The organism is Pseudomonas sp. JV245A, from assembly GCF_032424515.1.
GTDB classification, from domain to species: Bacteria; Pseudomonadota; Gammaproteobacteria; order Pseudomonadales; family Pseudomonadaceae; genus Aquipseudomonas; species Aquipseudomonas protegens.
The window spans coordinates 44,494-63,772 of the sequence record NZ_VYKE01000025.1 but is presented as its reverse complement, the minus strand read 5'-3'; the positions used below and the strand labels follow the sequence as shown (position 1 = coordinate 63,772).

Sequence of the window (19,279 nt, the reverse complement as noted above, 5' to 3'; positions counted from 1 at the left end):
GGCGGGGCGGGCATGCAGGCCGCCGCGATGGGCGACCTTGATCCGGGCGCTGGCCTGCTGCCCGGATTGCTCTTGAGCCAGCGGCTGCGGGCCCGCGTTGGCGCGCCGGCTGATGTGCAGTAATGGCTCGCCCACCTGGACTGTCGACAGGGTCAGCGGGCGCAGGTCGAAACCCTCGCCATTGGTCAGGATCAGCAGGCTGATCAGGCTTCGGCAATGCTGTGCCACGTGGTCCAGATCAACCCGCAGCAAGGGCTGGCCGGCACGCACCTGCTGGCCTTCCTTCACCAGCAGGGCAAACCCCTCGCCCTGCAGTTCGACAGTGTCCAGGCCCAGGTGCAGCAGCAGTTCGGCCCCATTGGCGGCGCGCAGGGTGATTGCGTGCCCGGTACGTGCGACCTGGATCACCTGGCCGGCGCAGGGCGCATGCAGGGTGTCGTTGAGGGGATCGATGGCGATGCCGTCGCCCATGGCACCGCTGGCGAACACCGGGTCGGGCACGCTGCGTAGTGCTAGCACTGGCCCGCTTAACGGGGCACCGAGCGTCAGTTCGTTATTGTTGTTGTGCATGGCGCAGTACTCGTTGGCGATGGGGCTTAGTGAGTGCGGGTCACTTTGCTCAGGTGGCGCGGTTGGTCGGGGTCCATGCTGCGGGCTTGGGCGAGGCCGGCGGCCATGACGTAGAAACTCTGGATCGCCAGGATCGGGTCGAGTGCCGGGTGTTCGGCACGACTCAGGGTCAGGTCCCGTTCACCGATGTCGTCCGGAGCGGCCAGCAGCACCTTGGCGCCGCGCTGGCGCATATCGGCGGCCAGGCTCAGCAGGCCGCCCTGCTCGGCGCCGCGGGGGGCGAACACCAGCAGCGGATAGTCGTGGTCGATCAGCGCCATGGGGCCGTGGCGGACTTCGGCACTGCTGAAGGCTTCGGCCTGGATAGCCGAGGTTTCCTTGAGCTTGAGCGCGGCTTCCTGGGCAATGGCGAATCCCGCCCCACGGCCGATCACCATCAGGCGCTGGCAATCGCGCAGCGCATTGACGGCCAGGCTCCAATCCTGGGTCGCGGCCTGGCGCAGGCCTTCGGGCAGGGCCAGGCCGGCTTCGAGCAAGCGTCCGTCATCATTCCAGTGGCCGATCAGTCGCGCGCTGGCACTGAGGGTGGCAATAAAGCTCTTGGTGGCGGCCACGCTCTGCTCGGCGCCGGCGTGCAATGGCAGGAAGAATTCGCTGGCCGCTTCCAGCGGGCTGTTTTGCGCGTTGACCATGGCCACGCTGAGGGCCCCGCGCTTGCGCAGCAGGCGCACGCTGTTTACCAGGTCCGGGCTTTGCCCCGATTGCGAAAAGGCGAACACCGCCTGGCCGCTGACCCGCAGGGGCGCCTGCTGCATGGTCACCACCGACATCGGCAGCGAGGCCACGGGAATACCCACTTGCTGCATGGTCAGGTAGGCGAAGTAGCTGGCGGCGTGGTCGGAGCTGCCCCGGGCCACGGTCATTGCCACTTGTGGCGGCTGGCGGCGCAGGCGGCCGGCGACCTCGATCAGCGCCGGGTCCAGGTGCTGCAACTGGTTGCTCGCGGCCAGGTGCGAGGACAGCGCCTCTTCAAGCATTTTTGAAGTCAATGTCTTCTCCTTCGACCATGACGGCGGTCAGTGTGAGTGCCCGGTCCAGGCGCACGCTGTCGGCCCAGCTGCCAGGTTGCAGGCGGCCGCGTTCAGGGATGCCGAGGTAGTCGGCGGGAAATTGCGACAGGCGCTGCGAGGCTTCGGCCAGGGGCAGGCCGATCTTCACCAGATTGCGCAGGGCCTGGTCCATGGTCAGGGTGCTGCCAGCCAGCGTGCCGTCGGCCAGGCGCACACCACCCAGGCACTTGGTCACGGTGTGGCTGCCCAGCTTGTATTCACCGTCGGGCATGCCGGCAGCTGCGGTGGAGTCGGTAACGCAGTACAGGCATGGGATCGAGCGCAGGGCCACGCGCATGGCACCGGGGTGCACGTGCAGCAGGTCCGGGATCAGCTCGGCGTACTGGGCGTGGGCCAGGGCCGCGCCGACGATCCCCGGCTCGCGGTGATGCAGCGGGCTCATGGCGTTGTACAGGTGGGTGAAACTGGTGGCGCCAGCGGCGAGGGCCGCCACGCCTTCCTCGTAGCTGCCCAGGGTGTGGCCGATCTGCATGCGCACGCCGCGGGCGCTGAGTTCGCGGATCAGGCCGTCGTGGCCGGCGACTTCCGGGGCGATGGTGATCACGCGGATCGGCGCCAGCGCCAGGTACTGCTCCACTTCCGCCAGCAGTGCGGTGTGGGCGAAGTTGGGCTGGGCGCCAAGTTTGCCGGGGTTGATGTAGGGGCCTTCCAGGTGCACGCCGAGCACTCGGGCGCAGCCTTTGGGGCGCTGTTCGGCATAGCTGCCCAGTTGCTCCAGGACCTGGCGGATTTCCTCGCTGGGGGCCGTCATGGTGGTGGCCAGCAACGAGGTGGTGCCGAAGCGCAGATGGGTGCGGGTGATGGTCTGGAAGGCATCGCGGCCTTGCATGATGTCCTTGCCGCCGCCGCCGTGCACATGCAGGTCGATAAAGCCGGGCAGCAGGTAGGGCAGGTCGTTGTCCGCCGGATTGCAGGGGCTGCCTTCGATGGCGATCACCTTGCCGTCCTGATGCAGCAGACGGCCGCGGACCCAGCCTTGGGGCGTGAGGATATTGTCTTCGGACATGGCGTTTCTCTGGCTCCGGAAGCGGGTTCAGCGTCGCAGTTCAGCGACGAAGTCGTAGTAGTCGTTGCGGCAGTAGGTGTCGGTGACCTCGATCGGCGTGTTGTCTTCCAGGTAGCCGACCCGGGTCATCAGCAACATGGCGGTGCCGGGGGCGATGCCCACCAGGGCGGCGAATTCGTCCGAGGCATTGATCGCCTGGATGTGCTGCAGCGCCCGCACCACGGGCTTGCCGATGCCATCGAGGTATTCATAGAGCGAATCCCCGACCGCTTCCGGCTGGGCGATGATGCTGGCCGGCAGGGTGCTCATCTCGATGGCCATCACTGTGTCATCGGCTTTGCGCAGGCGCTTGAGCCGCGCCACCTTGTCGTTGGGCGACAGGCCGAGGCGGATCAGTTCTTCATGGGTGGGTGGGGTGAGGGTGCGTTCCAGCCATTGGGAGCCGGGCACGAAACCCTTCAGGCGCAGCATTTCGCTGAAGCCGGAGAGCCGCGACAGCGGTTGCTCCAGGCGCGGGGTGATGAAGGTCCCCGAGCCCTGGCTGCGGCGGATCAAGCCCTGTTCGAAGAGCACTTCCAGGGCCTTGCGCGCGGTGACCCGGGAGATCCCCAGCAATTCGCTGAGGTTGCGTTCCGACGGCAGTGCCTGCTCGGCTTTCCACTGGCCGGCATGGATTGCCGCTTCCAGGTTGCGAGCCAGTTGCAGGTACAGCGGAGTGGGTTGGGAGTCGTCGGGGCGCAGGGCCAGGAGGTGATTCATCTGTAGGTTTTCCGATGCGGTTATTAGGTTGTTGTCGCCCGGTAGTGCCGAAAAACTAATACCACTTAGATACCATGTCAACGCCACTGGTCTGCTGGAGGTGGCGTAAATCCAGCGTTTGCGGGGTGATTTGAAGGGTAAATGATTAAAGTGGTATTAGGCAGGTCTGACTGCCATCGCCATGGCGTCGAGTGGCGACCCCTTGCGGGTCGCCAAGTGGTATGGGCGCAGTGGAAGAGCTGGCGGGAGTAAAAATATTTTTTGCGGAAGGGAAATTAAGGGCGGATCTCGATCATGGTGCCGTCCTTGACCAGGCCCCAGACCTCGCGCATGTCGACGTTGCGCATGGCGATGCACCCGTCTGTCCAGTCCAGGGTATGGAAATACTGCTCCGGGAATTCTTCGGTGTCCGGGGTGCCGTGGATCATGATCATGCCGCCCGGATCCACCCCTTCGCGCCGCGAGCGGGCGGCATCGGTGATGTTCGGATAGGAGATGTGCATGGCCAGGTTGTAGCGGTCGCTGGTCTTGCGCCAGTCGAGCCAGTAGAGGCCTTCAGGGGTGCGCTTGTCGCCCTCCATGAGCTTGGGACCCTTGGGTTTCTTGCCCAGGGATATGCGGTAGGTCTTCAGTGGCTTGCCACCGTTGATCAGTTGCAGTTGATGGGCGGACTTGAGCACCAGGACCTTTTCGATGACCTTGCCGTCCAGGGTTTCCACGGTGGAGGCCTGGCACACAGCAACGACGGAACAGCACAGCAGGGCAAGCAACCAGCGCATTGACACGATATCCCCAGGCGCACACAGATCCCGTGCACGTTTTATTGTTTAACTGATGGCAGGCTGAGAGAGCGGCGGAATGGATTCGGAGCGCACTTCAAAGGCTGCGGCCCGCCGGTCAGCGAAGAAGCATTCTAAGGTACGGCCGACGGTGCGGAAAGCCAGCTCGGACCAAGGGATATCGGCTTCGTCGAACAACTGCACTTCCAGGCTCTCGGGGCCGGCGGCAAAGTCCAGGTCGGCGAGCTCCGCGCGAAAGAACACATGCACCTGGCTGATGTGCGGCACGTCGATCAGGGTGTAGATGCTCAGGCCGCGCACCCGGGCGCAGGCTTCCTCGTAGGTTTCGCGAATGGCCGCCTGTTCGATGGTCTCGCCGTTTTCCATGAAGCCTGCGGGCAGGGTCCAGTAGCCCAGGCGCGGCTCGATGGCGCGACGGCACAGCAGCACCTTGCCCTCCCAGGTGGCAAGGCAGCCGGCGACGATATTGGGGTTCTGGTAATGGATGGTCTGGCAGTGGTCGCAGACATAGCGCAGGCGCGAATCGCCTTCGGGAATGCGCTGGGTCACCGGGTTGCCGCACTGGCTGCAAAATTTCATGTGGGGTATCCGAAAAGGCTGGGGCTATCTTGGCGCGCCAGCCCCGTTGTCGGCAAGTTGTCGTTAAGCGACATGCCCGGGGGCGGGGGTTGGGCCGAAGATTGGATTGGTGCATGATGCACGGTAGCCAACAGATCGAGATGCCTCATGCTGGACGAGCTACTTCATCGGGTAAGCCACTACACGCCGCGTACGCTGGAGACCGACCGACGTTTTCCCGAGGCTGCGGTGCTGGTGCCCATCACCCGCAGCGAAGAACCGGAACTGGTATTGACCTTGCGTGCCAGCGGGCTGTCGACCCATGGCGGCGAGGTGGCTTTCCCTGGTGGCCGGCGCGATCCGGAAGATCCGGACCTGATCTTCACCGCGCTGCGCGAGGCCAAGGAGGAAATCGGCCTGCCGCCGGGGCTGGTGGAGGTCATCGGGCCTTTGAGCCCGCTGATTTCCCTGCACGGAATCAAGGTCACGCCTTACGTCGGGGTGATTCCCGACTATGTCGAATACCAGGCCAATGACGCCGAGATCGCCGCCGTTTTCAGCGTGCCCCTGGAGTTCTTTCGCCAGGACCCCCGTGAACATACCCATCGCATCGATTACCAGGGGCGCAGCTGGTACGTCCCCAGCTACCGCTTTGGCGAGTACAAGATCTGGGGCCTGACCGCGATCATGATCGTCGAGCTGGTCAACCTGTTGTACGACGCCGGAATCAGCCTGCATCGCCCGCCGAAAAACTATATCGATACCTGAAGCCATCACTTCGCATGGCATAAACCCGCGGCTGCCTGAGCCATGAGGACAATAAGATGAAATACCGCCTGGGCGACGCCCGAGTCGAGACCCATCCACAGAGCTGGGTTGCCCCGAATGCCACGCTGGTGGGCAAGGTCAAATTGGAGGAGGGAGCCAGCGTCTGGTTCAACGCCGTGCTGCGCGGGGACAACGAACTGATCCTGATCGGCAAGCACAGCAACGTCCAGGATGGCACGGTGATGCACACCGACATGGGCTTTCCCCTGACCATCGGTACCGGCGTGACCATCGGCCACAATGCCATGCTGCACGGCTGCACCGTGGGCGACTACAGCCTGATCGGCATCAACGCGGTGATCCTCAATGGCGCGAAGATCGGCAAGAACTGCATCATCGGCGCCAACTCGCTGATCGGCGAGGGCAAGGAAATCCCCGACGGTTCGCTGGTCATGGGCTCGCCAGGCAAGGTGGTACGGGAGTTGACCGAGCCGCAGAAGAAAATGCTCGAAGCCAGCGCCGCGCACTACGTTCATAATGCCCAGCGTTATGCCCGAGACCTGGTTGAGCAAGAACAATGACAGCCCCTGAAAGACCCGTCGCTTCGCCCTGCGTGAGCATCTGTGCCCTGGACGAGCAGGATATCTGCACCGGTTGCCAGCGCACGGTGGACGAGATCACCCGCTGGAGCCGCATGGACAACGCCGAGCGGCGTGCGGTCCTGGCCCTGTGCCATGAGCGGGCCAAGTCCAGCGGCTTGCTGTGGATGATCGGCTCCAGCTCGGCAAGTTGATCCGCTGGTTTCGCCAGCAAGCCGGCTCCTGCAATCTTGTGCAGGTGCCAGCGTGCTGGCGAAAGGGCTTCTTGGCCCAGCCCCGGGCCTGCAGTAACCTGTGCACCTTCCTGACAGGTACCCTTCGCCCCCATGTTCTTCCTGATCGCCTATATCAGCAGTGTCGTGCTGATCAACTACGCCTTTTCGTCTGCCCCGCATCTGGACATCATCTGGTCGGCCTGGGGCGGGTTGGTGTTTGTCCTGCGGGACATGGTGCAGACTCGTTTCGGCCACGGCGCCATCGTCGCGATGCTGGCGGCCCTGGTGCTGTCCTATGTGACCTCCGATCCGACCATCGCCCTGGCCAGCGCCACGGCATTCGCCGTCTCGGAATGCATCGACTGGCTGGTGTTCAGTATCACCAAGCGGCCCCTGCATGATCGTCTGTGGATCAGCTCGGCCCTGAGCATTCCCCTGGATACCTTCATCTTCTTCGGCATGATCGATGCCTTGACCCCTGGGGTGATCCTGACCGCCCTGGGTTCGAAGTTCGCCGGTGTCACCGTGGTCTGGCTGGCCATGGCCTGGCGTTTGCGCAAAGCGGCGTGCGCCGGCTGAGCCAAAGCCCGCGCTTCATGTAAAATGCCGCTCCCCATGGGTCGCCCGCCTGGCGCTCGGCCCTCGATGATCCGCTCCTTTGAGGACCTTCAGATGACTCGTATCGGAACTCCACTGTCGCCAACCGCGACCCGCGTCTTGCTTTGTGGCTGTGGTGAGTTGGGCAAGGAGGTGGTGATCGAGCTGCAACGCCTGGGTGTCGAGGTGATTGCCGTGGACCGCTACGCCAACGCTCCGGCGATGCAGGTGGCCCATCGCAGCCACGTGATCAACATGCTTGATGGCGCGGCGCTGCGGGCCGTGATCGAAGCCGAGAAGCCGCACTTCATCGTGCCGGAAATCGAAGCCATCGCCACCGCGACCCTGGTGGAACTGGAAGCCGAGGGCTTCACCGTGATCCCCACCGCCCGGGCCACCTCCTTGACCATGAACCGCGAAGGCATCCGGCGCCTGGCCGCTGAAGAGCTGGACCTGCCGACCTCGCCGTACCATTTCGCCGACACCTTTGAAGACTATTCCAAGGCCGTGCAAGACCTGGGCTTCCCGTGCGTGGTCAAGCCGGTGATGAGTTCCTCGGGCAAGGGCCAGAGCCTGCTGCGCAGCGTCGACGACGTGCAGAAAGCCTGGGACTACGCCCAGGAAGGCGGCCGTGCCGGCAAGGGCCGGGTGATCATCGAAGGCTTTATCGACTTCGACTACGAAATCACCCTGTTGACCGTGCGTCATGTGGGCGGCACCACCTTCTGCGCGCCGGTCGGCCATCGTCAGGAAAAGGGCGACTACCAGGAATCCTGGCAGCCTCAGGCCATGAGTCCCAAAGCCCTGGCCGAATCCGAGCGGGTGGCCAAGGCTGTCACCGAGGCCCTGGGGGGGCGCGGCCTGTTTGGCGTGGAACTGTTCATCAAGGGCGACCAGGTGTGGTTCAGCGAAGTGTCGCCGCGCCCACACGACACTGGCCTGGTGACCCTGATTTCCCAGGACCTGTCCCAGTTCGCCCTGCATGCGCGGGCCATTCTCGGCTTGCCGATTCCGCTGATCCGCCAGTTCGGCCCTTCGGCTTCGGCGGTGATCCTGGTAGAAGGCACATCCACCCAGACCGCCTTCGCCAACCTCGGTGCCGCCCTGAGCGAGTCGGACACTGCGCTGCGCCTGTTCGGCAAGCCGGAAGTCAATGGCCAGCGCCGCATGGGCGTAGCCCTGGCGCGTGACGAGTCGATCGAAGCCGCCCGTGCCAAGGCGACCCGTGCTGCGCAAGCGGTGGTAGTCGAGCTGTAAAGCCCTTATCGACAGTGGGCCACTTCATTCTGACTGATAGTGGGAATATATTTCCCTCGGTTGTGACATGAATAGTGGCCTGCTGTTCCTGCCTATCAATATGTACATATTCAATGTTCAGGTAGTGTCTGAATGCTGGATGGTGTCTCAATGAATATCTAGTTACTTTAGTATGGACAACAATATGTTCCATTCTAAGTGTCCAGGCGTAATAACCCTCAGCAAAGAAACCTGAGTTCTACAGGGCAGAGAAGCTATGTGTGCTTGATTCTGCCTGCTACGAAGCAAGCGTGCCGAGATAGCGCAAGCATGTTTTCTTGCTTCATAATCTTTGGATAGCCGATTGAACTGCTTTTTAAGGTGCCTGCTTTTTGAGTGGTCCGCATCCAGCATAGGTGTTCTCGAGTAAAATTAATAACCAGAAAATTCTCGTATATATATAGAAAATTCTTGCATATTTTTTTGGGATATTCGTGAATTATAGACGCGCTTGCTAACGGCAGATCCCCCTAGTCTCAACTCATCCGAACAACTGGGCTCTAGAGTTAATCATACTTCACTTTAACGACTGTGCTGTTGGGGTTTTTATATGGCGGCCAGGAGTTTTGGGTATGTAATGGTTGAATTAAGTGCTTTGGAATCTTGGTAGTTCCTTCATGAAAAAACGGTTGATCTAGATGGGGTCTCCGGCTTGATTTTTTGTGTCTAATGCAATTTAAGTATTGTGGCGGTAGTTAACTAGCGTCTTGTTTTCAATGTTCTTTCTTCTTTTTTAAGTTAAACATTGGATGGGAAAATTGTTGTAGGTATGGATGGTTTAATTACAGATTCTAACAAGTTAAAGGAGCGAAAAGAGCATCTGTATCCAGCGTATCCAAGGTACGGAAGTGTCTTGGATGCTTTGATTTTTTAGTTATATATAGTTGGTTTTTTACAATTTTTTGTGCGGATTCCCTTGTGGTCGGTTATGATCTGACTGATTAGTCCTATCAGTGATCCATCATCGAGGGTCAGGAACGAGTCGGAATGGCAAGCGACCAGCCGGCAAAATTTGAATGCTGCATCAAGACTTCCGGTGGTCCGGGAGGTCTTAGCGAAAGGAATAGCGCTCGTGAATCTTATTCCCGTAATCATGTCTGGCGGTGTGGGCAGCAGGCTTTGGCCTGTGTCTAGGGAACTCCACCCCAAACTATTCATGCCTCTTCCAGATGGCCAGAACCTGATCCATAAAACCTTCGTGCGCGTCTCTAGTCTGGAGGGCGTATTGGAGGTGATGACGGTGACCAACAACGAGTTGTTCTTCAAGACTGAGGACGAGTATCTACGCACGGGAAAAGCGTGCTCTGCGCAAAGTTTCATCCTCGAACCTTTTGGCCGAAACACCGCGGCGGCGGTAGCAGCAGCGGCGACTCAACTGAATGACATCCATGGGGCGGATGCTCTGATGTTGGTTTTGGCGGCAGATCACCTGATTACGGATCAGGCAGCTTTTGCCGAGTCGGTTAAAAAAGCGCAGGTGCTGGCAGCAGAAGGCTGGCTGGTGACCTTCGGCGTCAAGCCCCAATACCCTGAAACAGGTTTCGGTTACATCCAGGCCGATAGCAACTCTCCGCTGAGCAACGGATTCAAGGTTCAACGTTTTGTCGAGAAACCCGATCTTGAGACTGCCAAGGAATACATGGCAGCGGGGAGTTATTACTGGAATTCGGGCATGTTCTGTTTTCGCGTAGGCACACTACTTGAGGAGTTAAGTGCTCACGCTCCCGACATCCTTGATGCCGTACGTACCACTCTTGAACATTCTCGCTTCAGCGAGGGAGAGCAGCATCGCTGTGTGCGTCTGGACGGAGAGTACTTTGCCAAGGTCGCGGATATCTCCATCGACTACGCGTTGATGGAGCGATCGGACAGAGTGGCAACCGTGCCTTGTGATATTGGCTGGAGCGATATCGGTTCCTGGAGTGCCATGAGCGAGTTGACTCCCGCAGATGCCAGCGGTAATCGCCTGGAGGGCGAAGTCCTTGTTCACCAGGCCAACGGCAACTTCGTGCAGAGTCCTGAGCGTCTGACCGCGCTGGTCGGCGTCAAGGATCTCATCGTCGTCGTTACTCCTGATGCAGTCCTGGTCTCTCACAAAGACAGCGCTCAGGAGGTCAAGCAGATTGTCGCTCAATTGAAAAAGAGTGGTCATGACGCTCATCTGACTCACCGCACTGCCCAGCGCCCTTGGGGTACTTACACCACGCTTGAAGAGGGGGAGCGTTTCAAGATCAAGCGCATCGTGGTAAAGCCAGGGGCTTCCCTTTCGTTACAGATGCATCATCACCGCAGCGAGCATTGGGTCGTGGTCAGTGGCATGGCGCGGGTGCTCAATGATGAGAACGAGATGTTACTCGATACCAATGAGTCCACCTTCATCCGTGCAGGGCGCAAGCATCGCTTGGAAAACCCAGGCGTGATCGATCTCGTACTGATCGAAGTACAGAGCGGCTCCTATCTTGGTGAAGATGACATCATTCGTTTTCAGGATATTTACGGTCGCGCTGGAAGCGAGAAGAACTTATAGAGTAAATATGCAGTGCTGCTATATAAAGTCCAGTGCTGCAGTCTATTAAGGCTTAAAAATCATATTTGGTTTGTGTGATGGCTTTATTGTTTGAATGAATCATTAAGCTATTGGTGGGCGGGGCTTGAATCTCAAGTCGTATATATATTATGTCTGGAAGACTTAAGTGTTTTTGTGACAAATGAGGAAGCCTGCAGATGCAAGACGCGGTTAAAGCGCTATGGGGCTATCGAGGATTCATATCTGGTAGTGTCAAGCGTGAGTTTCAATCAAAGTATCGTAACTCCCTGCTGGGGGTCGCATGGACAGTTCTTCAGCCCCTTGCGATGATCATCGTATATACCGTGATTTTTTCCCAAGTCATGCGCGCCAAGTTACCTGGCGCAGAAAGCCTATTCGGTTACAGTATCTATCTCTGCGCAGGGATACTTACGTGGGGCTTTTTCAGTGAGATTGTGGGGCGTGCGCAAAATATTTTTATCGAGAACGCCAATCTTCTTAAGAAACTCAGTTTTCCTCGGCTTTGTCTTCCCGTGATCCTGGTTCTCAGCGCCTGCTTGAATTTTACGATAATTTTCACTTTGTTTACTGCCTTTCTGTTGATAAGTGGCCAATTTCCAGGGTGGGTGTTCGTCGCTTTATTTCCAGTTTTTTTGATCCAGATCCTATTCTCTGTCGGGCTGGGTATTACGCTTGGTGTTTTGAATGTGTTTTTTCGAGATGTCGGCCAATTATTTGGTGTGGTGCTGCAGTTCTGGTTCTGGTTAACGCCTATAGTTTATCCCGCGAGTATTCTACCAGCAGCGGTAAAATCTCTGATGGAGTTCAATCCAATGGCTTCTTTTATTGGCGCCTATCAAAAAATTTTAGTTTATGGGCAATGGCCGGTATGGGGGACCCTCTGGTTTCCTGCCTTACTGAGTATCTGTTTATGTGCCTGGGCTTTACGCTTGTTCAGGAAGCATTCAGGTGAGCTGGTGGATGAACTCTGATGGGGAGAATTATCGTTCGAAACTTGGGCAAGGCCTACAAGCAATACCCTTCGCGTTGGGCACGCCTGTCTGAGTGGATAATTCCGTATCGAAAACCCCGGCATGTTTTGAAGTGGGTGCTGCAGGACTTGAATTTTGAAGTGCATCCAGGAGAGGCCTTTGCCATCGTTGGAATCAATGGTGCTGGTAAGAGCACCCTGCTCAAGATGATCAGCGGTACCACCCAGCCAACTACTGGAAGCGTCACTATCACTGGTCGAGTGGCAGCCTTGCTTGAGTTGGGGATGGGATTTCATCCCGATTTTACAGGGCGCCAGAATGTGCTTATGTCCGGACAGTTATTGGGCTACAGCAGCGAAGAAATATCTGAATTGATGTCGGCGATAGAGACTTTCGCTGAAATAGGGGATTACATTGACCAGCCAGTACGGGTTTACTCCAGCGGAATGCAGGTGCGTTTGGCATTCAGTGTGGCTACCGCAATAAGACCATCAGTATTGATTGTTGATGAAGCACTGGCTGTTGGTGACATAGCTTTCCAGAGGAAGTGCTTTGCACGGATTGAAGAGTTCAGGAAGCTTGGAACTACATTGCTTTTTGTAAGTCACGATCTAGAGACAATAAAGAAACTGTGCGATAAGGCGGTATTTTTAAATCAAGGAAGTATCCAGTGCCAGGGAGCTCCAAAAGCGGTATGTGCCGAGTATGAAAAAGTCATCTTCGGGGTCGAATGCCCAAGTGATGGGGCGGTGGAAGTAAATGCCTGCAAATATGACGGAGCACTCTCCGTTTCCGCCTGTGAAGAGTACGGAGACTCTGCTGTAGTTATTTGTGGTTATCGCATTGAAGATTCCGAAGGGAATAAGGCCAATGTGTTTTCTGGTGGAAGTCGGATAATAATTACATATACGCTTTTCTTTAACGAAGAAGTGATGGATCCGATTGTTGGCATGATGCTGAAAACTCGAGAAGGCGTTTGTATATATTATATTGATACGAAGATTTTACGGCTTCATCCTGGTGGTTTCGGTGCTGGGCAAAAGTGCGATGTGAAGATAGTTCTCGAAAATAACCTCACCCCGGGAAGTTATTTTTTAAATTTTTCAATAAGAACAGAGATGGGTGATAAACAAGCAGTCCACCATCGTATGCTTGATGCCGCAATCATAACAGTAAACCCGCGGCACGCTGGTAAATATCCAGGTGGTTTGACTGATTTAGACGCAAAAGTTAATTTTTTGAGATGAGTTTAGATATGCAATCAGAAAAAAGCGTCATGATCCACTCCATGTTTCGGACTGGAAGTACCTATATTTTCAATGTGTTCAGGCGCTCTAAATCAGGATTTTGGTGTTATCAGGAACCACTGAATGAGGCTCTTGCTGATCTCTCGCCTGATGCTATGTGGCGTCAACAGGGAATGGGTGAGGCGCGGACATCCATAAATAGGCACCCAGAGTTGGATCGCCCATATTTCTGGGAGTTTTCACACTGCCCAGATGTTGTGGAGTCGCTATACAAGAAAGAATTTGAGTTCAACAGGTTTTTCTTGGAAGCCGAAGCAGATGAGCCAGATCTGCTGAGATACATCAAAGCTTTAGCTACGGCAGCGTGTGGGCGGCCGGTATACCAGTTCTGTAGATCAGTCGGCAGGATGGGCTGGTTCCGGCGCCAGTTCGATGCGACTCATCTATATCTGTGGAGGAATCCATGGGATCAGTGGTGGTCCTATAAGGTAGATAGTTATTTTGATAATACTTTATTAAGCGTATATTCCAGCAAAAATTTGCCTATTTTTTTTAAAAATCTAAAAGAACACTCCGGACTCATTAAGCTTAAATGCCCTGATGCTCTGGAAGGTGTTTACGATTATGAAAATGACGTTCCGTTAATTTCGGATTCGCAGTTGAGCTATTTTCTATTTTATGGACTTTGGGTGTACGGGCTTGTTTCGAGCCGAGAGTGTGTGGACGAATATATAAATATAGATTCACTTAGCCAGTCCCCCGAGTATCGTCAACGCCTTATCGAACGACTTGCTGAGCATGGGTTGAGCGGAATCGAATTCGATGACGCGAGAGTGGCGCAGATTGGTTATGAGGAACGGGATCGAGATTTCTTTACCCCAATAGAGAATAGAGTCCATCAGGTGCTGATGTGCAGTGGCTATGCACAGGAAGATATCGATTGGTTACTTGAGCAGAGAAAAGCTCATGAACCAAATATCCCTGTGGCATCTGCTGGGCAGCAGGTGATTGCGCTGAGACACCTATATCTACGAAGCGGAGAGTCTGTCTCGGAACTTAAGAGAAAGCAGGCTGCAGTTTTGAATAAGGTCACAGACCTAGAGCAAAAAGTAGCTGACTTGGAGATGCAACTGCAGCGTGAAGAAAAGAAAGCGGTTTCCGCAGAGCGTGATAGGTCTGAGTTGGAGGGACAGCTGATACACAGCAGATATGAGTTCGAGAAGGTACTAAAAAGTACTTCATGGAGGATCACCGCGCCATTGCGTTATTTGCGAAATGCAGATTTTAGGTTTATGCAGGACGGACAAGGAAAGCTTCCTGATGCTGGGGGAATGAAGCTGGAAGGCGGCCGACCTATGTTTTCTCCGCTAAATATATCGTGTTCCCCGGAATGTTCGAATATTTTGAATTCAAGTATCGAACATCGCCGAAAAGCATTTCTTGAATGGCTCGAGGAAAATACACAAACTCAATATGATCTCGATCATAAGCTTCGCTTCTGGGAAACTTATTTACGGCTTGATGAGTTTCTGAGTCCTACTACCAAGATTGTCGAGCTTGGAGGAGAGTCAAAAATAACTAACTACCTTAAGGGTGAGTTGGGGTTGTCTGTAGATGTATATGGCCAAGACTTGCGGTATGAGTTCGATGTTGAAAGTTCCGTCTATGATTTGGTCTTGTGTCTCGAAGTGATTGAGCATATCAAAGATCGTACTGAAACGCAGGGTATAAATGAAGTTGCGATGTTTACTCGGTCGGGAGTGCGCAACGTATTTGCTGAAAGTAGTCGTGTTTTAAAAAGAGAGGGTCTATTGTTTATGACGACCCCGAACGCCTGCGGCGTTGATTCGATTGCAAAGTTGTTCCTTTATCAGTCACCACAAATTTATGCACCTCATGTGAAGGAGTATGCGGCTCAGGAACTCCAGCAACATGCTGAAGAACATGCTTTTGAGTTGGTTGCTTTTAGCACTGCTAATGTGTGGAATCCTCATCCAGCTATTGAGCGTAGTAAAGTTATGGATATTCTGCGTGAACATGAAATACCAACTGATCATCGTGGTGATGATATGTTTCTTGTCTTTAGAAAGAAGTGAAGGCTTTTCATGATTCTGGCACGGGTTAAAAGTTATATTAAACGGCTCATTAATTGGTGGCGTCGTCGGCGTGATGTTGCGGCGCGCGTTTCTCGACTCGAAAGCGAAGTGCAATCGCTGCGTACCCGGATAGAGGTCATGAGTGCTTTCTACGAGCGTAGGCTCGATGCAGCTATTCATGCCCTGATGGAAAGAGAAAGCAAACCGGGATGCAGTCAGTATAAAAGTGAACTGGATAGCTCAAAGAGCACCCAATGATATGAGTCGGCGAGCACTTCAAGTTTGTTATTACCCTATCCGAAATCCAATTGCTGGAGGACAAATTCGTGCTACGCAACTGGCAAACCTGATTGAGGGCATGGGCTACAAACGTGAGTTCATGGGGATATATCCACATCGTGTTGATGGCTGGGTAAGTGACTTCCCCATAGGGCAAGTAGCCAATGATTGGGTTTTCAGTGTGCCACATGATTTTGAAATGCGGCTCACTGACGCTGTCATCGCTGATATCGATTTTTATAATAAAATCTTGAAGCAGGCCAGTGCTTATGATCCGGATCTATTATGGCTGGAACATCCATTTTTGTGGCCGATTTTTAAAACCTGGGCATGTTCTCGTCATGACCGCATGAAGGTTGTTTATAGCAGCCATAATGTCGAGTGGGCCATGAAAGAGCAACTTTTGAAGCGTCATGAGGTATTTGATAATTATTGTGTGCAGCGAATATACACTACTGAGCGGGATCTACTTCTGAGTGCTCATGGGGTTTTATGTTGCAGCGAGGATGACCAGAAGACCTATGCGTACCATGGAAGGAAAGATGCTCTAGTTATCCCAAATGGTTCAAGTTGTCCAGAAATCAGTGAGGAGAACTTGGGGGAGCCGAGCTTAATGGGGGGGCTGGACATATCAGAGGGTAAAGTTGTCCTGGTTTTTATAAGTTCTTACCACGAGCCGAATTGGTTTGGACTACGAGACCTTGTTCTTTCCCATATGGTTTCAGGTGGGCTGTTGGAGAATTCGCTTCTTATCTTGATGGGCGATATATGCCGACTGTATGAGGATTGGTGTGCGAGCACGGGGCATAGAATTTCCGGGGTGCATTGTGTAGGGCGAGTCACTGACGAAGAAAAAAGCAGCTACTTCAAAACCGCGGATATTGCGGTTTTGCCCATTACTGATGGTGGTGGAACAAACTTGAAAACGGCTGAAGCACTACTCTCATGCCGTGCGGTAGCTGCCACTAGCATCGCATTTCGTGGTTTTGAACGCCATATGACATTGCCTGGTGTTTTCTGCTCTCCAGTCGAGGGTTTCGCTAGCGCACTTTTCGAGGCGATGTCCTTCGTCAAGGAAATGGGGACCCGGTCAAAAATGGAGCTGGCATGTGCTGCTCGCCATGATCAAGTTGAAGACTGTCGTTGGCCTGAAATAATCCGTAATGGAAAAAAGTTCTCTGAAATTTTAGATAAACAATAGTTGCCTTCCAATAATGGTGAAGTCTTAAACTAAGGGAGTGCGATATCCGATGCTAAGCAGGCTTCGCGTGCCATCTATACAGAGTTGGAGTAACGCGATGAACTGGAAATGTATGCAGGGATAGTTATTGCTACATCAGGTTTGGTTTTGTACCGACCCTTCATATAAAAAATGGGGACTTGGAGTGCCTGGCGTGGTGGCTTTGTCCGCCTGAAATTAATTGGAGTTTTATAATGATTTACTTTTTATCTCCATTGCCCCCTAAACAAACGGGTACCGCAGATTACATAATGCAGCTTCTGTTTGACTTGGAGTGCGATCTGGGAAGTAAAGTTCGTCAGAATATAACGCTTTTAGATAAGGCTCCAAGTGCCGATGGGCTGAATGAACTTCGAGGGAAGGGCTGGCTCGCCGAAGATATTTCCGATGTGGTTTTTTGCGATACAGATGTAGTGATTCTATTCCTTGCATCAAACGAATTTCATCGTTGGGTATGGGAGGTGCTCGCCGAGTCCAACCTTCCTAATGTTGTTGCGGTAGTACACGATTTAACAGCCTTTCCAATGCTTAGATCTATGGCAAGAGACCCAAATAGTTCTTTCTCTCGTGAAGATGAGATTCTGGCATTACAGTTCGAGTTTGGTATGCAAGCGGAGTGGATGGCGGATAACTTCGACAATTTACCTGAAACATCACGTTATTTTCTTATGGGGCAAGGTATAACGCTTTCCCGGGCAGATATAGTGGTTGTTCATTCAAAGTATGCACGATTACGCTTGGTTTCTGAGGCGATAAAAGGAGTGCAGTTGCCCACTATTCTAGTGTATGACCATCCGCGACCAAGAGTATTTGAAGTTTCTCCCCTTACTACAGGTCCGGCTGAGGGGGGTTTTTGTGTAGGGTCTATTGGGTTCTATAGTGACATCAAAAGAAATGAGATTTTGCTCGAGGCATTTGGGGCTTTTGCACGTTCTCTGTCGGCAGCAGATAGAGCGCGTGTTGAACTAGTGTTTGTGGGGAAGATTGATGGGGACCTACGTTTTGCCGCGGAGCAGATTATTGAGCGTTGGCAAATCAAGGAGCTAGTCAGGTTCACCGGCTATGTAGAAGAGGAAGTTCTGCAGGCTTGGCAAAATCGTATCGATTTACAAATGAACTTGAGATTCCCTTCGTGTGGAGAAACATCCGGGACTCTTGCCCGTGCCCAAGTCATGGATAAACGTGTAGTTTGCTCAAGTTTTGCAGCCTTCCATGAGGAAAATGCTACTTGGAAAATAAGTGTAGATCCGCTTAGGGAGTTTCCGCAATTGCTTGAGGTAATAGAAAAGGAGTTTTTACTTTGGAGGGATAAAGTTGCGCCGTCAGGGATCCGTGAAGAGCATATTTCTAAAAAGTTGGCCTTTTCAAGGTTAGTGTCGCTTCTGCTTGATGGTAATTATTTAATGGGAAAGGGCAAGGGCTCCCTTTCCGAATTGGTAATCATTAATGAAGAATTGGTGCGATGAGAATTGGTGTTGATGCGAGTTCTATCTCCGGGGATATAACTGGAATTGGCCGCTACACGTTGGAACTGCTCAATCGACTAGTGATGATGGGACACGAGTGGTTTCTATATTCGAGTGACGATGTCAGTTCCAAGGTTCCGGTAGGGGGCGAGGTTAGTTTCAGGGTCTCGGAAAAATTTGGGCGTATTCCCAATCTATTTAATGCCCAGTCTTTTTTTCCTTTTTATGCTTGGAAGGACAGGGTTGACGTGTTCTGGTCTCCGACACATCGACTACCTTTTTTTTTGAGCAAACGTATTGCTAGTGTAGTTACTGTTCATGATTTGGTCTGGAGGTACGCACCGGCAACAATGCATCCGGTTAATAGGCGTATGGACTCTTTTTTCATGCCGCTCGCAGTTCACGCAGCTGACCGGGTAATCGCGGTTTCTAAAAGTACGGCGTCGGATTTGAGCGTAGAGTTTCCAAATCATGTGGCGAAGATAAGGGCTCTTCAATTGGGAAGTTCTTTGCCCTCTGGAGAGGAGCAACTGGGTCTCTTAGAGTCCACCGGCATAAATTACCCATATTTTCTGTTTGTTGGGACCCTGGAACCTCGCAAGAATCTTTCTCGATTGATTGAGGCTTTCTCTCTCTTACCGTTACGTATTAGAAATGGACGTAAGTTGGTCGTGGCTGGTGGTGGTGGTTGGGGAGGGATCGATGCAAGCAATATCGCGAAGAGGTTTTGTGTTGAAGATGATGTCGTTGTACTTGGCTATGTAAGTGAGGCACAGCTATCAGCTTTGTATCGAAATGCGTTGTTTTTAGCAATGCCATCTCTCTATGAAGGCTTCGGCCTTCCGCTTCTGGAGGCGATGGCCAACGGCGTACCGGTTCTTACCTCTAACTGCTCTTCGATGCCGGAGGTCGCGGGACAGGCGGGGATCTTGGTTGATCCCACTAACCTGGCATCAATTGTGAACGGGTTGGCTCAACTATTGGACGATGAGGCTGGTCGGAAACGCCTGGCTGGATTGGCGGTATCTGTAGCGGGCCATTTTAGCTGGGACTCGACAGCAATGGAGACACTTGCCGTCTTTGAAGAGGCCTTTATGAGTCGTAAAAAACGCAATTCGCAATGTTAGGCCTGTA

At 54.0% G+C, this 19,279-nt stretch carries 18 protein-coding genes; 12 read left to right on the top strand and 6 right to left on the bottom strand.

The window, feature by feature from the left end; genetic code table 11:
* The 6 genes from F6S12_RS10365 to F6S12_RS10340 all read right to left on the bottom strand — a co-directional run.
* On the bottom strand, nt 1–570 hold a 570-nt coding region (locus tag F6S12_RS10365; protein WP_315868880.1), incomplete at its 3' end, for a PTS glucose transporter subunit IIA.
* Nucleotides 571–596: 26 nt separating this feature from the next.
* A complete protein-coding gene (locus tag F6S12_RS10360) occupies nt 597–1,619 on the bottom strand; it encodes an SIS domain-containing protein (RefSeq protein ID WP_169892749.1) in 1,023 nt (340 codons plus the stop codon).
* Nucleotides 1,600–2,706 (bottom strand): N-acetylglucosamine-6-phosphate deacetylase, encoded by a 1,107-nt coding sequence (gene nagA, locus F6S12_RS10355; protein WP_123430107.1) that lies wholly within the window; start codon nt 2,704–2,706, stop codon nt 1,600–1,602. The genes F6S12_RS10360 and nagA overlap by 20 nt, the downstream gene beginning before the upstream one ends.
* Before the next feature lie 27 nt (nt 2,707–2,733).
* Nucleotides 2,734–3,465, bottom strand: a complete 732-nt coding sequence (locus F6S12_RS10350; protein WP_011059432.1) for a GntR family transcriptional regulator — start codon at nt 3,463–3,465, stop codon at nt 2,734–2,736.
* Between the two features lie 275 nt (nt 3,466–3,740).
* Nucleotides 3,741–4,244, bottom strand: coding sequence for a murein L,D-transpeptidase family protein (locus F6S12_RS10345; protein ID WP_011059433.1), 504 nt, complete (start codon nt 4,242–4,244; stop codon nt 3,741–3,743).
* A 48-nt stretch (nt 4,245–4,292) separates the two neighbouring features.
* Complete coding sequence (locus tag F6S12_RS10340) at nt 4,293–4,844, bottom strand: NUDIX hydrolase (protein WP_011059434.1); 552 nt, start codon at nt 4,842–4,844, stop codon at nt 4,293–4,295.
* A gap of 147 nt (nt 4,845–4,991) precedes the next feature.
* On the opposite strand from F6S12_RS10340, the gene F6S12_RS10335 reads away from it, so the two are divergent.
* The 12 genes from F6S12_RS10335 (at nt 4,992) to F6S12_RS10280 (ending at nt 19,272) form a co-directional block, all read left to right on the top strand.
* Nucleotides 4,992–5,591, top strand: coding sequence for a CoA pyrophosphatase (locus F6S12_RS10335; RefSeq protein WP_011059435.1), 600 nt, complete (start codon nt 4,992–4,994; stop codon nt 5,589–5,591).
* A 56-nt stretch (nt 5,592–5,647) separates the two neighbouring features.
* Nucleotides 5,648–6,172 carry a gamma carbonic anhydrase family protein gene (locus F6S12_RS10330; protein WP_011059436.1) on the top strand — a complete coding sequence of 175 codons (525 nt, stop codon included), beginning with the start codon at nt 5,648–5,650 and terminating at the stop codon, nt 6,170–6,172.
* On the top strand, nt 6,169–6,384 hold the full coding sequence (locus F6S12_RS10325) for a DUF1289 domain-containing protein (protein WP_011059437.1): 216 nt from the start codon (nt 6,169–6,171) through the stop codon (nt 6,382–6,384). The genes F6S12_RS10330 and F6S12_RS10325 overlap by 4 nt, the downstream gene beginning before the upstream one ends.
* Nucleotides 6,385–6,516: 132 nt before the next feature.
* Nucleotides 6,517–6,984, top strand: coding sequence for a hypothetical protein (locus F6S12_RS10320; protein ID WP_015634275.1), 468 nt, complete (start codon nt 6,517–6,519; stop codon nt 6,982–6,984).
* 93 nt (nt 6,985–7,077) lie between these two features.
* Nucleotides 7,078–8,259 carry a formate-dependent phosphoribosylglycinamide formyltransferase gene (purT, locus tag F6S12_RS10315; protein WP_125062598.1) on the top strand — a complete coding sequence of 394 codons (1,182 nt, stop codon included), beginning with the start codon at nt 7,078–7,080 and terminating at the stop codon, nt 8,257–8,259.
* A 1,111-nt stretch (nt 8,260–9,370) separates the two neighbouring features.
* Complete coding sequence (locus tag F6S12_RS10310; RefSeq protein WP_161466233.1) at nt 9,371–10,825, top strand: mannose-1-phosphate guanylyltransferase/mannose-6-phosphate isomerase; 1,455 nt, start codon at nt 9,371–9,373, stop codon at nt 10,823–10,825.
* A gap of 197 nt (nt 10,826–11,022) precedes the next feature.
* The gene (locus F6S12_RS10305; protein ID WP_125062600.1) at nt 11,023–11,817 is read left to right on the top strand and encodes an ABC transporter permease; all 795 of its coding nucleotides are present in this window, start codon (nt 11,023–11,025) and stop codon (nt 11,815–11,817) included.
* The gene (locus tag F6S12_RS10300; protein ID WP_161466234.1) at nt 11,817–13,064 is read left to right on the top strand and encodes an ABC transporter ATP-binding protein; all 1,248 of its coding nucleotides are present in this window, start codon (nt 11,817–11,819) and stop codon (nt 13,062–13,064) included. The genes F6S12_RS10305 and F6S12_RS10300 overlap by 1 nt, the downstream gene beginning before the upstream one ends.
* Nucleotides 13,061–15,160 (top strand): class I SAM-dependent methyltransferase, encoded by a 2,100-nt coding sequence (locus F6S12_RS10295; RefSeq protein WP_194237944.1) that lies wholly within the window; start codon nt 13,061–13,063, stop codon nt 15,158–15,160. Before F6S12_RS10300 ends, F6S12_RS10295 begins: the two co-directional genes overlap by 4 nt.
* Before the next feature lie 259 nt (nt 15,161–15,419).
* On the top strand, nt 15,420–16,640 hold the full coding sequence (locus F6S12_RS10290) for a glycosyltransferase (protein ID WP_169892746.1): 1,221 nt from the start codon (nt 15,420–15,422) through the stop codon (nt 16,638–16,640).
* Nucleotides 16,641–16,873: 233 nt separating this feature from the next.
* Nucleotides 16,874–18,145 carry a glycosyltransferase gene (locus F6S12_RS10285; RefSeq protein WP_315868879.1) on the top strand — a complete coding sequence of 424 codons (1,272 nt, stop codon included), beginning with the start codon at nt 16,874–16,876 and terminating at the stop codon, nt 18,143–18,145.
* On the top strand, nt 18,142–19,272 hold the full coding sequence (locus F6S12_RS10280) for a glycosyltransferase family 4 protein (RefSeq protein WP_161466238.1): 1,131 nt from the start codon (nt 18,142–18,144) through the stop codon (nt 19,270–19,272). The genes F6S12_RS10285 and F6S12_RS10280 overlap by 4 nt, the downstream gene beginning before the upstream one ends.
* Nucleotides 19,273–19,279 lie beyond the last annotated feature (7 nt).

What these genes read in the sequence shown, in the direction of transcription:
- F6S12_RS10290 (WP_169892746.1), top strand. Translation starts at nt 15,420, where the DNA reads ATGAGTCGGCGAGCACTTCAAGTTTGTTATTACCCTATCCGAAATCCA.
- nagA (WP_123430107.1), bottom strand. Translation starts at nt 2,706, where the DNA reads ATGTCCGAAGACAATATCCTCACGCCCCAAGGCTGGGTCCGCGGCCGT.
- F6S12_RS10345 (WP_011059433.1), bottom strand. Translation starts at nt 4,244, where the DNA reads ATGCGCTGGTTGCTTGCCCTGCTGTGCTGTTCCGTCGTTGCTGTGTGC.
- F6S12_RS10320 (WP_015634275.1), top strand. Translation starts at nt 6,517, where the DNA reads ATGTTCTTCCTGATCGCCTATATCAGCAGTGTCGTGCTGATCAACTAC.
- F6S12_RS10305 (WP_125062600.1), top strand. Translation starts at nt 11,023, where the DNA reads ATGCAAGACGCGGTTAAAGCGCTATGGGGCTATCGAGGATTCATATCT.
- F6S12_RS10350 (WP_011059432.1), bottom strand. Translation starts at nt 3,465, where the DNA reads ATGAATCACCTCCTGGCCCTGCGCCCCGACGACTCCCAACCCACTCCG.
- purT (WP_125062598.1), top strand. Translation starts at nt 7,078, where the DNA reads ATGACTCGTATCGGAACTCCACTGTCGCCAACCGCGACCCGCGTCTTG.
- F6S12_RS10280 (WP_161466238.1), top strand. Translation starts at nt 18,142, where the DNA reads ATGAGAATTGGTGTTGATGCGAGTTCTATCTCCGGGGATATAACTGGA.
- F6S12_RS10300 (WP_161466234.1), top strand. Translation starts at nt 11,817, where the DNA reads ATGGGGAGAATTATCGTTCGAAACTTGGGCAAGGCCTACAAGCAATAC.
- F6S12_RS10325 (WP_011059437.1), top strand. Translation starts at nt 6,169, where the DNA reads ATGACAGCCCCTGAAAGACCCGTCGCTTCGCCCTGCGTGAGCATCTGT.
- F6S12_RS10295 (WP_194237944.1), top strand. Translation starts at nt 13,061, where the DNA reads ATGAGTTTAGATATGCAATCAGAAAAAAGCGTCATGATCCACTCCATG.
- F6S12_RS10285 (WP_315868879.1), top strand. Translation starts at nt 16,874, where the DNA reads ATGATTTACTTTTTATCTCCATTGCCCCCTAAACAAACGGGTACCGCA.
- F6S12_RS10340 (WP_011059434.1), bottom strand. Translation starts at nt 4,844, where the DNA reads ATGAAATTTTGCAGCCAGTGCGGCAACCCGGTGACCCAGCGCATTCCC.
- F6S12_RS10330 (WP_011059436.1), top strand. Translation starts at nt 5,648, where the DNA reads ATGAAATACCGCCTGGGCGACGCCCGAGTCGAGACCCATCCACAGAGC.
- F6S12_RS10335 (WP_011059435.1), top strand. Translation starts at nt 4,992, where the DNA reads ATGCTGGACGAGCTACTTCATCGGGTAAGCCACTACACGCCGCGTACG.